Here is a 13,289-nt window from a genome sequence, read left to right as displayed (position 1 = left end):
AAAAGAGTCTTCTAGGAGAAGACTCTTTTTTTATGCTTCATAGCTTTCTAATATGTATGCGTATAAAATGTAGAACATAAACAAAATAGACCCGCAGCTTATTACACTAATTAACAAATAAAATCCCCATTTCAGGCTCAAAAGCAATGAAAATAATATGCTACATGCCATCACTTGAAAGATTCGACTACTAACTAAACGGATTTTTTGTAATTTGATCGGTTCTTTCCCTGTATCCTTCACCTTTTTAAACACTTTACTAAGCATAAAAAGAAACATACTAATTCCAATCGTTAGTCCTGTCTGAAAGAATATACTACTTCTCAAATTAATAAAAAGAATAAGCATATGGATAAACAACATAAATAAAGTAATACTCTTTATAAATCCGCTTACACTAAAATGCTCTCCTTCGTTAAACTTATATATATTATGTGAAATAATATACACGAATCCATGTAAAAAAATAATAAGGACAGGCAGAAATAACACGACAACTTGTTTACTTATAAACTCATTCGCTACACCATTCTCGTTCCAATGCACTGCCATACGAGTTGGTAAATATGTATAGATGCATAGAGTAAGTAAAAGACAAGCGAAAAATATTCCTAGCACATATTTATATTTGACCAAGTGATTCTCACCTCTCTTTTCTCTTAACGGCTTCGCCTCTTTTCGAGAAATCCCTGCAAAAATCTACCTTTTTCAATTTTAAACTTACATTTTACCCGTTTTCTCTTTCAAATTTTTTCATTGTATTATTTAAGTTTGCAGGGAAAGGTACCTCAACCATAATCTCTTCTTTCGTAATTGGATGCACAAAATTAATCTTCATCGCATGTAGCGCTTGATGAGACATGTATTTTGTTTGACCGCCATATAATAGATCCCCAACTAACGGATTTCCATTATAGCTCATATGAACACGAATTTGATGCGTTCTACCGGTTTCTAACTGTAACGTTACAAGCGTAGCATTTTGTTTGTTAAAATATTTCTCTACTTTATAATATGTTATAGCTTGGTCTCCCTTTGGAGAAACACGGCGTCTCGTAGCGTGATGTCGATCTCTTCCGATAGCTGCATCAATTGTCCCTTGCTTCTTTTTTACTTTTCCTTCAACAAGTGCCGCATACGTTCTTTTAATTTTCCGTTCCATTAATAAACGATCCATAATTGCACCCGCAATTCTATGTTTTGCGAATACAACACCACCTGTCGTATCTTTGTCTAACCTATGAATATGGCGAACCTTCGTCTCTAAACCTTGCATTTGAAAATGAAAAGCAACAAGATTAGCAAGTGTTCCCGTCCCATTTTTTTCAGATGGATGTGTATCCATTTGCCCCTGCTTATTTACAATGAGTACGTGATCGTCTTCATACACTACATCTAATTCACCATATTCTGGATCTATGCCGTACTCCTCCTCCATAAACATATGAACTTGTAACTTATCTCCTTCTTTTAAAAGCTCATCCCATCTCCTCTGTTCTCCGTTAACCGTAATACCTTTTTCCATACGAAGCTGATGTAATAACTTTTTTGGCACTTCCCATTCTACTTTTAACAACGATTCAATGCTTATACTATTCCATATCGCTGGAACCGTAATTTCGCACCATTCGCCCTTTTTCTTTGTTTCCATACTGTATCACCTTATTTCTATTGATTCTCTCATTGTAACGGAAAACACACTTTGATGCACCGTCAAAAAGAGAAGACAGTCTTATAATAGACTGCCCCTCATGCTCTAATTCTTTTCATTTCTTGCAATACTGCTTCAGCTTTTTGTTCATACGATAAATCTTTAAAGAAATCTGCCAATCGTTTATAGTCGTTGTACGTATCTAATAAGTCGTCTATCTTCTCTCCTTTCATAACTTGCTGCTTTTGCTTCATTTTTACTGGATAACGATACCCCGATACTTCTTGTATTTTGTAATACTCATCCTCTACTTGAATGACCTTTACAAGTTCCTCTTCTTCCGCATCCATCGTATACCCATCAAATTCTCTAAGGAGTTCATAAATGATATGAGTCCATTCATCTTTTGGATAAAATCCTTTTTCTAACCGATAACCGACAATGCGATACATATGTCCATCTTTTTCAGCAAACTGTACTGTATCATTTAGCTTAAACTTAAAATAACGAAACATTGCCTTCACCTACTTGTATGTAATGTTCTTATCACATACTATTTGCAAAATATAGGCCTTGCTATTCATAAAAAAATACTCACCTTATAGATGAGTATTTTTAGGACGATTTTTCTTTTTTCTTTCGGAATGGTAACCACCAGTTCCAATCTCCAAACAATTTCATTAAACTTGGTACTAGCATAAGGCGAATAATTGTTGCATCAAGAAATATAGCTAATGCAACCCCAATCCCCATCTGCTTTACTGGTAAAATATCTGTAAATGCAAACGCACCGGTAACAACAATCATAATTAAAGCAGCGGATGTAATGATACGGCTTGTTGATACAAGCCCTTCTAACGTTGCTTGATCGTTATCTCCTGTTTCCTCATACAACTCATGAATACGTGAAATAAGAAATACTTCATAATCCATACTAAGTCCAAATACGAGGCCGAAAATGAAGATGGGTAATACAAATAAAACTGAACTCTCTTCTAATCCGAAATGTCCACCTTCAAATAACCAAATAACAATTCCAATTGTTGCACTTAAACTAAGTACGTTCATAATAATTGCTTTAATTGGAATGAGTATAGAACGGAATGCGAATAATAAAATGACAAATGTTGACCCAAATATAACAGACATACCAATTGCAACTTTATCTTTAATTTCATCTTCTAACTCTTGTTGGAACGTTGTCATCCCGCCTAAATAATAGGTAACATCGTTTTCTTTATAATTATTTTTGAAATCACGAACCCATTGTTTAGCAGTTTCTGTACGAGGTTTCGTATCCAAAAAGACTTCAATTGTTGTCTTATTCTCTTTCGTATACGCTTCAAATATAGGAGTTATTTTCGCAGCTTCTGGTGATTGTAACATTCCAGCAACTTGATCTGCTTTCATTCCATTTAGCCCGTCATATACACTTTTCACCTTATATACTTTCTTATCATCTTTTAACTTTTGAACAACATCTTCTACCTTTTGTAAGCTTTCTTTTTCTGTCATATTTTTCTTCGTCTCTACTACTAATGTAACATCAGCATGTGTTTTGACAGTTTTATTAAATGCTTCTTCATATTTCTCATAAGCAACCCTTGTGTCACTCTTTTCAGGTAACGCTTCAACACCAGGAAACTGCAAGTTAGCTGTACGTAGCGGTAATAAACAAATAACAATAAATGTTGTAACAGCAATAATCATGACGATTGGATGTTTCATTACAAACTGTGCAAATTTACGCCATGCATTTGATGGCGTAGGCGCCGCCTGATTCTTTTTTAATATCCTTTTACCAATTAAAGATAATAGCGCCGGAAGAAGTGTGAGCGAAAACAAAATGCTCATAATAACGACAATCATCCCGCTAATAGCAACAGACTGAATATAATCAATCTTAAAGAAAAATAAACCTGATAAACCGACGAATACACACAGCCCTGAAAATACGATAGCACGCCCTGCCGTTTGATACGTAGTCGCTATCGCTTCTTTCACTGTTCTCTTCGCCACTTCCTCTCGAAAGCGATTTACAAATAACAGTGCAAAATCAATTGATAATGCAAGCCCAATCATCGGTGCAACATTTAATACAAAAATAGATAACTCTTTATCGCTACCTATAAAATATAAAATCCCCATCGTACTGATTACACTAAGTAGGCCATTTAAAATCGGCAAAATAGACGCAAGCAGACTACCAAATGAGAATAATAGTACGAGAAAAGCAATAGGCAAACCAATCATCTCTGCTACTTTTAAATCATTTTGCGTCCTTTCATTAATCTCCTGATTAATTTTCGGATATCCTGTCGGTGTTACTTTTAATACTGCATTACTTTCCTTCACAATTTTTTCAGCGAATTGTAATGTCTTTTCCATTCGTTCTTTATTTGTTTTCCCGGAAAATAATATCGTCGCATAACCGATATCATCTTTTAGCATCTCTTTATTTTGCATCGGATGATGGAAAGATTCGTATGTTTCCTTCTCTTGAATGTGATTTATAATTCCATCTATACGCTTTTGAAACTCCTCTTGAGAAGCATTCTTTTCTTTCTCAAAAACGAGTAAAAGCGTATCTTGAGACTGCTTAAAATCTTTATCTAAAATTTCTTTCGTCTTTTGATAATCTCCTTCTGTTTGGAAACCATCACCACCTAATACTCCTGGAAGCTTCGGAGCAAAAATCCCGAGCCCTACTGCGAGCAATAGTAGCGCTACAATTACCGTATACCGAAACTGATATAAAAAGGCTCCTATCTTTCCCCATTTATCAACTTTATGTACATTTGTCTTCACACATTTTCACCTACTTTATTTAGTGCAATCATCTACTTATAATGTATCACATCCGAATATAAACAAAAAATGCCTAAAAAACTATAACGACAGTTTTTTAGGCATTGTTCTATCTTTCTCTATTAAGCCCTAATCTTTCAGAAAGTAAACGATGACAATAAATTGCTATAATTAACAAAATACCACCTACGCAGTAACCTGCTAAAATATCAGTTGGATAATGCACATTTAAAATAACTCTACTTAAACCAATCAATAAAATTAATATTCCCATCAAAATCGTAATACCATATTTCCCAGCTACACTCTTCAAATTGGCAGCAATGATATAGGCAAGAAAACCAAATGTCATAATAGATAGCATTGCATGTCCACTTGGGAAGCTATATCCAAGTGCGTCAAGTGCCTCGTTTAATGATGGACGGTCTCTTTTTACAATTTCTTTTATCCCTTTATTAACAAGATGTGTCGTTAATATAGCCATTGGATACACGATCATAGCAGCATAATAACGTTTTTTCCAAAAAACGAGCAAACTTATAATTAGTGTCGTTATAACTCCAATTGCAGATCCTAGCTTTGTAAAATATGTGAAGAATGTAATTGAGCTTTCTGTTTGTAATCCTTTTACCATCTCTCGGACATATGTATCCAATGCTGTAACTCCGCTTGCTTGTACTCTCCAAGCGATAATGCCGAATAAAGCAAGTAATAAAATCATACACATGAACTCATATCGATGTAACTTTTTCTTCAAACGATTTCCTCCTACTTATGAAAAAATGCGATTTCTACTTTAGAAACCGCATTCCCTTACTTATTTACCTTTTGTTTTTAACTCTGTCCAGTAGCGATCATAGTCTTTTAACTTATCGTCTACATCAACAAGCCATTCAGTACGATCTAATTCTTCTTTCGTTAAGAAAATCATGTGGTTTTCACGATATTCTTTACTATGAAGAGGACGAGCTTTTTCATTTGGATTACTGTAACCAATTGACTCATAGTTTTTCACACTTACTTTTTCATCTAATAAGTAATTCATAAACTTCTCTGCAAGTTCTTTATGTTTCGCACCTTTTGGAATCGCTAACGTGTCAGCCCAAATTGTGCCTCCTTCTTTTGGTACAACGTATCCTACATCTTTGTTATCTTTCGCAATAAATGCTGCGTCTCCAGACCATACAGTCCCGATCCATGCATCTTCTGTAATGAATTTTTGTTTAATATTATCTGTATCAAATGCTAATAAGTTTGGAAGTAGCTTCTGTAAATCATTAGACGCTGTCTTTAACTGTGCATCCTCTTTTGTACTATTAGAGAAACCATTTTTCTTAAGTCCCATTCCTAATACTTCACGAGAATCGTTTAATAAAGTAACATGTCCTTTATATTTCTCGTTCCATAAATCATTCCAGCTTGTAGGTGTTTCTTTCACATACTTTTTATTGTATGCAATGCCTGTTACACCCCAAGTATATACTAGAGAATACTTATTCTCTGGATCAAATGCAGGTGTTTTAAAGTTAGAAACAAGGTTCTCGATGTTCGGGATGTTCTTCTTATCTAAAGGCGCTAATAAGTCCATCTTCGCCATCGTTTTCACCATGTAATCAGATGGCTGAATTAAATCATATGTCGCGCCACCAGCTTGTAATTTCGCAAGCATTTCTTCATTACTTGCATATTTATCATAGTTAATTTTCACGTTATATTTCTTTTCAAAATCTTTTAAAACTTGCTCATCAAAGTTGTCAGCCCAACTATAAATATTCAATTCTTCTTTCTTCTCACCACAGCCCGCAAGTACACCTGCAACAAGGCCGAAGCTAATAGCTGCGCCAGCTAATGTCTTCATCAATTTCATTGATTTTTTACCTCCTCGTTCTTTCTATATCATTCGTATTATAAAGGAAGGTGTCCTCCAGAGTTTTCTTCACCGTCTGCACCTTTATTACGGAAAATTTCCGATAGCACCATTAATCCTACAATTACAACAATTAATATTGTAGAAAGAGCATTAATTTCAGGTGATACTCCGCGCTTAACCATACTATAAATGTATAATGGCAATGTTGTTGATCCTGGTCCTGATACGAAGAAACTAATTACAAAATCATCAATCGATAATGTGAATGTTAATAATGCGGCTGAAATAACTCCTGGTGCAATTGCTGGAAACGTTACATAACGAAACGTTTGCCACGGCGTTGCTCCTAAATCGTTTGCAGCCTCTTCTAAATCACGTCCCATACCAGAAAGACGTGCCGCTAAAATAACAACAACAAATGAAATACTGAATGTAATGTGTGCAATAATAATTGTTGTTTTTCCAAGTTCCATACCTAATTGACTAAATAGGATAAGTAAAGATAATCCCATTAAAATATCAGGAATTAAAATTGGTAAATATACAAGACCGTTAATGGCTCCTTCAAAACGATATTTGTAACGGTGTAATGCAATAGCAAAAATCACACCAAAAACTGTCGTCACAATTGTCGTTATAAGAGCAATCGTAATACTATTTACAAACGCATCAATAACATCTTGTTTTTGAAATAAATCTGTATACCAATGGAGTGTAAAGCCCTCCCATTCCGCATTAATGCGAGAATCGTTGAAGGAATATACCATTAAAACCATCATTGGAAAATACAAAAACAATAAGATTAACCAAGAATAAGAAACTAAAAACTTCTTCATTTTTGCCTATTCCCCTCCGTTTCCATCATATTTATATACTTTCGTTGCACGATAATATAAGTAAATTAACAGAACAGAGAATAGAACAACAATCATAGATAACGCGGAACCAAACGGCCAGTCACGTGAGCCTAAGAATTGGTTTTGAATTACGTTTCCGATTAATGCTACTTTCGATCCACCCATAACGTCTGATACAACAAACATTCCGATAGAAGAAACAAATACTAAAATAGAACCAGTTGTAATCCCTGACATCGTCATCGGTACTGTTATATTCCAAAATGCCTTTACTGGTGTTGCTCCTAAATCATAAGCTGCCTCTAACTTACGCTTATCAAGCTGCTCAATTGCTGCATACACTGGTAAAATCATAAATGGTAATAAAGAATATACCATTCCGAGTATTACAGAAGGTGTATTATATAGCAGATTTAAAGGTTCACTAATGATACCTAGTTTCAATAGCAATGTGTTTACAAGTCCTTGTGAACGTAAAATAACAATCCATGCGTATGAACGAACAAGAAAGTTAATCCAGAACGGAATCGTTGCCAATAATAGAAGGATAGAACGATATTTACGATCAACAATTGTAATTGTATAGGCAAATGGATAACCGATTAATAAACATAGTACTGTAGTAATAACAGCTATCTTCACTGTTTCCCATAACGTCCCCATATATAATGGATCAAACACACGCGCTATGTTATCTAATGTAAATTTCATCTCCACTGTCCCGTATGCTCCGCGCTGCATGAAGGCAAATGCTAATACGAACAGAAGTGGAATTAGGAAAAAGAGTAACAGCCATACGACTGTAGGTAATGCGAGTAATTTCCCTTTCTTCAATTTAAGGTCACCTCGTCCTCTTGCTCCCAGCCTACATATACATTATCCCCAATGCTCCACTGCGTTGCTTCTTCAGCAGTTTGGTATGCCATTAGTAATTCCGCTGTTTTCTCCTCACGTACATATAGCTTTTCCATATTTCCAACAAATTCAATATCTTCAATATGTCCAAGGTGGTATTCTTTTAAAATTGGCTCTTCAACCGAGCGAACTTTTACATTTTCAGGGCGAACTGCTACGTAGTTTTCCCCATTTTTCACGATATTATTTTCACCGATGAACGTCGCAACAAACAATGTTTTCGGTTGATTGTAAATTTCTTTAGGCGTGCCGACTTGTTCGATATGCCCTTTATTCATAACGACAATACGATCACTCATACTCATCGCTTCTTCTTGATCGTGCGTTACGTATATGAACGTAATTCCTAAATTACGTTGTAAGTTTTTCAATTCACGTTGCAAATCTTTTCTTAACTTAAAGTCAAGCGCTCCAAGTGGCTCATCTAATAGTAATACACGTGGGTTGTTCACAATTGCTCTTGCAATTGCTACACGCTGCTGCTGTCCACCAGAAAGCTTAGAAGGTTTACGATTACGGAACTCAAGTAACTGCGTTAAACGCATTGCCTCTTCCGCACGTTCTTTCTGTTCTGCTGCTGATACTTTTTGCATTTTCATACCGAAACAAATATTTTTTTCAACATTCATATGTGGGAATAGTGCGTAATGTTGGAACACTAAATTCATATGACGCTTGTATGGTGGCAAATCGTTAATCTTTTCATCATCTAATAAAAGATTCCCTTTAGTTGGCGTTTCAAATCCTGCGATCATACGAAGTAAAGTCGTTTTCCCGCAACCACTCGGTCCTAAAATTGTTAAAAATTCTCCTTCTTTAATATCTAAAGAAAGAGGGGGGATAATCACTTGATTTCCAAAATGTTTTTCTACTGCTTCAACTTTAATAATCTTTTTCATTTTCCCGTCCTATCTACCTTAAATTTTAATTTTTATATTCATGAATAAATATTTATGTTCTATAGACTATTTTTTGTTTCGATCCAAACAAAAATGGTTATTTAGCAAGCGTTCACTTCTATTCTATATGTAGTATGTTTGATTCATTTTCGCATGATACATATGTCGAACAGAAAAACCCCTTCCATTGCGAAGGGGCTATTATCATACGGCTACGCCTACTGATAAACACCATCATCATTTTAACAACTTTCGTATGAATTTTAAAGCACTTTTTGTAGAAGAGTAACGAATTTTCATGTCGAACGCTGTAGATTGGGACAAAATGCTTTTATAATGGGAAAAAGTCCGAAAACTTTCTTCACCATGATAGCCGCCTAATCCACTGCTCCCCACTCCCCCAAAAGGTAAATATGGCGTTGCAAGATGATACACAACATCATTAATACATCCTCCGCCATATGGGATATTATTCGTCACTTGCTCTTGCACTTTTCTATCTTCAGAAAAAACATATAAAGCTAAAGGCTTCGGATGTTGCTGAATCGTTTTAATTACATCTTCTAGTTTATCATACTCAATAATCGGTAAGATTGGTCCGAAAATTTCATCCTCCATAACAGCACTTTGCCATGTAACATTTGTTAAGACTGTCGGCTCAATGTGCAATGTTTCTTTCTTATAACTCCCGCCAATCACCGGCTTGCCGTCTTGTAAAAATGTACATAATCGTTCAAAATGACGATCGCTCACAATTCGCACGTAATTGTCATTTTGTAAAGGCTCTTTTCCATACTGCTCTGTGATTTCATGTCGTAATGCCTCGATTAACTGTTCTTTCACTGAAGAATGAACATACATATAATCAGGTGCTACACACGTCTGTCCTGCATTTAAAAATTTGCCCCAAACGATACGTCTTGCAGTTACATCTAGCTTCGCATCTTTATGTACAATACATGGACTTTTCCCGCCAAGTTCTAACGTAAGAGGCGTTAATTTTTTCGCCGCTGCTTCCATTACAACTTTTCCGACTCCAACACTACCTGTAAAGAAAATATAATCAAATGGCTCCTTTAAAAGTGCAGTGCTTTCCTCAACACCGCCTTCTACTACCGATACAAGCTCTTCTGGGAATAATTCTTCTATTATTCTCGTAAGCACTTTTGAAACGTTTGGTGTTAACTCTGATGGCTTTAAAACAACTGTATTTCCGGCTGCCAACGCTCCTACAAGTGGTGCAATTGCTAATTGAAACGGATAGTTCCACGGTGCGATAATAAGAGTCACACCATACGGTTCTGGCACTACTTTCCCCTTTGATCCAAAATGAGTCAGTGCTGTGCGAACTCGCTTTGGTTTACTCCAAGAGGAAATATGCTTCATTTGAAACGAAATCTCTTTTAATACATATCCAATTTCTGTTGTAAATGATTCGTGAACTGATTTATTCAAATCTAATTTCAACGCTTGAAAAATCTCATCCTCAAAACGCTGAATTCCTTCATAAAGCTTCTTCAAATTATTCTTTCTCGTTTCTACACTTCTTGTATGTCCTTTATAAAAATATTCCTTTTGTTTATTTACAATAGAGGAACTACTCATTCACTCACCTGCTTCCACTATTTTTATCCAATTCTTTCATTATTTATATAGATTTTATATGTAACAAATTTCTATTCGTAAAGTTACATTATATATGACTTTTCCAGCTATTTAAAATTCATTGCTCACAAAAAAACTACCGAAAGAAAATCTCTCGGTAGTTTTACTGTATTAACGATATAAACGAACAGCACCTGCAGAATTATCATCAGCTTGTCCTACTACTTCAAACTTCAGACCAAGATTCGGTAAAATACGTCCTGCATCTGGAATCTGCTGATTAATATACGCTTTAGAATCATCAAACTTCGGTACGCCCGCTAAACCATTGTACGTAAACGTTCCACGCGTTGGAGATACAACTTTCCAAGCTGGCGTTTTATCGAATGAGAATGCCGCATCAGCGATTTGGAATCGTGTACTACTCTTAACTGTTGGTTTACCATTTAAAGTTCCTACAATTGCTTCTGGGTGAGAATCAACTACACCAAGGAAACCATGTCCTGGATGTACACCAACCCAGTTATCTGTGTAAGCTGAATCCGCATACCATACAACCATACCTGTGTTATATTCTGGACCACGAGCAAATTTCAATGCTTTATCTGCACCAGCATAGTTTCTCCACTCTACATAGTAGTTATGTTTTTTCTTCTCTGTTCCATTAGATACAACGAAACCATCTAATTTTAATTGTGGTGTACCTTCTGCATCATCTGAGAATACAACTTTACCATCTACTGTTAATGAAGCATTATCAAGAGCGAATCCGTTTAATGCTAGACCACCATCAGTAATGTAATCAAATGTTAATTTCACTTTCTTACCTTTGAACTGACTTAAATCGTATGATTTGTCAATCCATTTTCCATTTGTCGTATCTGCATTTCCACTATTTGCTTTCTCACCAAGACGTTCAATTAACGTTTGTTTACCGTCTTCTGTTACAGCGTGTACTTCAAGGAAATCGTAACCTGCTTCAATCTCATATAATGACTTGAAATCGAATTTCGCATTCGTTGCATTCGTTAAATCGAACAGCGGTGTCTCCATTTTTGTGTGAAGGTCATCACCTTTTGTGCTGTAATAATATTGTTTACCGAATGCTGGTGCAATCGTTTTTACATCTTTATCTGGTAAGTTAACACGAATCATACCTGGTCGGTCAGATTTCGTAACACTTTGGTCTAAATATGTTGCTAGACCAATACCTTTATTTAATTTCTCGTAATCTACTTCTACGATATTTGCCCAGTTACCACCGATTGTTTTTTGGAAAAACTCTTTATTTTGCGGTGAAAAACTTGTTGGCGTTGTGCCTGCGATTTTACCAGCCCAGCTTCCGCCACTCATAATAGACCAAGCTTCAATCGGCTCACCCTGACCGCTATATTGTGTATCATACTCATCCGGAAGACCTAAATCATGACCATATTCATGTGCGAATACACCAACTGCACCATCTTCTGGTTCAATTGTGTAATCATACGCAGCCATCTTTCCGCCCCAATATGGAACTTTCGACTTTGTTCCTTCAATTGGGAATGGTTTTGGTCCAACTGTCCAGCGATGTGACCAAATTGCATCATCACCTAATTTACCGCCGCCAGCTTCTTGTCCAACACCCGCATGAATAATCATTAAGTGATCGATTAAACCATCAGGTTGATTTTTATTTCCATCTTCATTTACATCATATTGGTCAAATTGATCAAACTCTGATAAATCAATACCGCTATCTACAGCTGCTTTTAATGCATCTTTTACTAGATCACGTGGTCCTTTTGGTCCTTTATTATCATGGCCGCCGCCTGCAGCATCTGCACCGTAATCAGCTGCTTTACCAGGAACTGTTAACCATTTTGTAACTGTTCCATCTACAGTGTAGCTACCACCAGATTGCTCTTCATAATATTGTTTAAACGTTTCAATTTTACTTCCATCATCTAATGTAAACGGTTCGTTACCGAATAACATTTTTTCATAATGTTCTTTATTAAAATCGTTCGAATACATATAGCCAGGCTCTTTATCAATATTGTTATGTTTGAAATCAGCGTACTCTACAAGTAAAACGAGTACTTTATCTTTACGAACTTCACCGTTATACTCTTTTTGTTTTGCTGGAGCAGTTGGTACTTTACCATTTAAACCGCCTTTAACTGGGCCTGCCGCTGCAGGTGTACCTGTCGCAGGTTGGTCTAATTTTTCTTTCGTTTCTGCTTTCGCATCTTTCACTTTCTTTAAAAAGTCAGATGCATCTTTCGTAAGTTGGTCCCCATTTGCCGCTTCTTTCCCAGGATTTTCACCCTTTTTGTTCTCTACATACTTTTCGACAGCATTCTTTGTTTCTGTCTCTGAAGCAGATGCATCAATTACCCCACGTTTTTTTAGCGCATTTGCTAATCTCTCTTCTGGGATTAAGTGATCATCAACTGGGCTTGTAGCTGTCTTGTTCTCCGGCGTTTCAGCATATGTAGGCTGACTTCCAGCACCAAGTGACAAGCCTAGAACAGCTGTCAAAGCGATTGATGATAACACTTTAAACGGTTTCTTTTTCATCCCTTATTTCCTCCCCTAATAAAAAAATATGTATTACACATTATATTTTATTAAAAATTCAGTATTTTTTCAATATTTAGTCATGTTATGTAATTTTTTTAATATATTTGTAAAAATTCCTT

11 protein-coding genes are annotated in these 13,289 nt (G+C 35.8%); all 11 read right to left on the bottom strand.

Annotated features, from left to right (window positions below):
- Positions 1–30: 30 nt before the first annotated feature.
- The 11 genes from LUS72_RS06515 to inhA1 all read right to left on the bottom strand — a co-directional run bounded on the left by LUS72_RS06515 (position 31) and on the right by inhA1 (position 13,167).
- Complete coding sequence (locus LUS72_RS06515) at positions 31–636, bottom strand: DUF1648 domain-containing protein (protein ID WP_097830139.1); 606 nt, start codon at positions 634–636, stop codon at positions 31–33.
- Between the two features lie 91 nt (positions 637–727).
- On the bottom strand, positions 728–1,651 hold the full coding sequence (locus tag LUS72_RS06510) for an RluA family pseudouridine synthase (protein ID WP_097830138.1): 924 nt from the start codon (positions 1,649–1,651) through the stop codon (positions 728–730).
- A gap of 98 nt (positions 1,652–1,749) precedes the next feature.
- Positions 1,750–2,166, bottom strand: a complete 417-nt coding sequence (locus tag LUS72_RS06505) for a histidinol dehydrogenase (protein WP_071744732.1) — start codon at positions 2,164–2,166, stop codon at positions 1,750–1,752.
- 100 nt (positions 2,167–2,266) lie between these two features.
- Complete coding sequence (locus tag LUS72_RS06500; protein ID WP_097830137.1) at positions 2,267–4,459, bottom strand: MMPL family transporter; 2,193 nt, start codon at positions 4,457–4,459, stop codon at positions 2,267–2,269.
- A gap of 109 nt (positions 4,460–4,568) precedes the next feature.
- Entirely contained in the window at positions 4,569–5,216 is a 648-nt protein-coding gene (locus LUS72_RS06495; protein WP_141533328.1) for a phosphatase PAP2 family protein, read from the bottom strand.
- A 60-nt stretch (positions 5,217–5,276) separates the two neighbouring features.
- Positions 5,277–6,326, bottom strand: coding sequence for a spermidine/putrescine ABC transporter substrate-binding protein PotD (gene potD, locus LUS72_RS06490; RefSeq protein ID WP_097830136.1), 1,050 nt, complete (start codon positions 6,324–6,326; stop codon positions 5,277–5,279).
- A gap of 38 nt (positions 6,327–6,364) precedes the next feature.
- On the bottom strand, positions 6,365–7,165 hold the full coding sequence (gene potC / locus LUS72_RS06485; protein ID WP_097830135.1) for a spermidine/putrescine ABC transporter permease PotC: 801 nt from the start codon (positions 7,163–7,165) through the stop codon (positions 6,365–6,367).
- A gap of 6 nt (positions 7,166–7,171) precedes the next feature.
- Complete coding sequence (gene potB / locus LUS72_RS06480; protein ID WP_097830134.1) at positions 7,172–8,020, bottom strand: spermidine/putrescine ABC transporter permease PotB; 849 nt, start codon at positions 8,018–8,020, stop codon at positions 7,172–7,174.
- Positions 8,017–9,000, bottom strand: a complete 984-nt coding sequence (potA, locus tag LUS72_RS06475; RefSeq protein WP_002117249.1) for a spermidine/putrescine ABC transporter ATP-binding protein PotA — start codon at positions 8,998–9,000, stop codon at positions 8,017–8,019. The genes potB and potA overlap by 4 nt, the downstream gene beginning before the upstream one ends.
- A 237-nt stretch (positions 9,001–9,237) precedes the next feature.
- Positions 9,238–10,605 (bottom strand): aldehyde dehydrogenase, encoded by a 1,368-nt coding sequence (locus tag LUS72_RS06470; RefSeq protein ID WP_097830133.1) that lies wholly within the window; start codon positions 10,603–10,605, stop codon positions 9,238–9,240.
- A 171-nt stretch (positions 10,606–10,776) separates the two neighbouring features.
- The gene (gene inhA1, locus LUS72_RS06465) at positions 10,777–13,167 is read right to left on the bottom strand and encodes a M6 family metalloprotease immune inhibitor InhA1 (RefSeq protein WP_097830132.1); all 2,391 of its coding nucleotides are present in this window, start codon (positions 13,165–13,167) and stop codon (positions 10,777–10,779) included.
- Between the last annotated feature and the right edge of the window lie 122 nt (positions 13,168–13,289).

Source organism: Bacillus cereus (genome assembly GCF_025917685.1).
GTDB lineage: Bacteria > Bacillota > Bacilli > Bacillales > Bacillaceae_G > Bacillus_A > Bacillus_A cereus_AT.
Note: the sequence above shows the minus strand (reverse complement) of the source record. Positions and strands in the feature narration are given on the sequence as shown.

Excerpts from the sequence above, each read along its gene's own strand:
- LUS72_RS06510 (WP_097830138.1), bottom strand. The coding sequence starts at position 1,651 with ATGGAAACAAAGAAAAAGGGCGAATGGTGCGAAATTACGGTTCCAGCG.
- LUS72_RS06470 (WP_097830133.1), bottom strand. The coding sequence starts at position 10,605 with ATGAGTAGTTCCTCTATTGTAAATAAACAAAAGGAATATTTTTATAAA.
- inhA1 (WP_097830132.1), bottom strand. The coding sequence starts at position 13,167 with ATGAAAAAGAAACCGTTTAAAGTGTTATCATCAATCGCTTTGACAGCT.
- potD (WP_097830136.1), bottom strand. The coding sequence starts at position 6,326 with ATGAAATTGATGAAGACATTAGCTGGCGCAGCTATTAGCTTCGGCCTT.
- potA (WP_002117249.1), bottom strand. The coding sequence starts at position 9,000 with ATGAAAAAGATTATTAAAGTTGAAGCAGTAGAAAAACATTTTGGAAAT.
- potC (WP_097830135.1), bottom strand. The coding sequence starts at position 7,165 with ATGAAGAAGTTTTTAGTTTCTTATTCTTGGTTAATCTTATTGTTTTTG.
- LUS72_RS06505 (WP_071744732.1), bottom strand. The coding sequence starts at position 2,166 with ATGTTTCGTTATTTTAAGTTTAAGCTAAATGATACAGTACAGTTTGCT.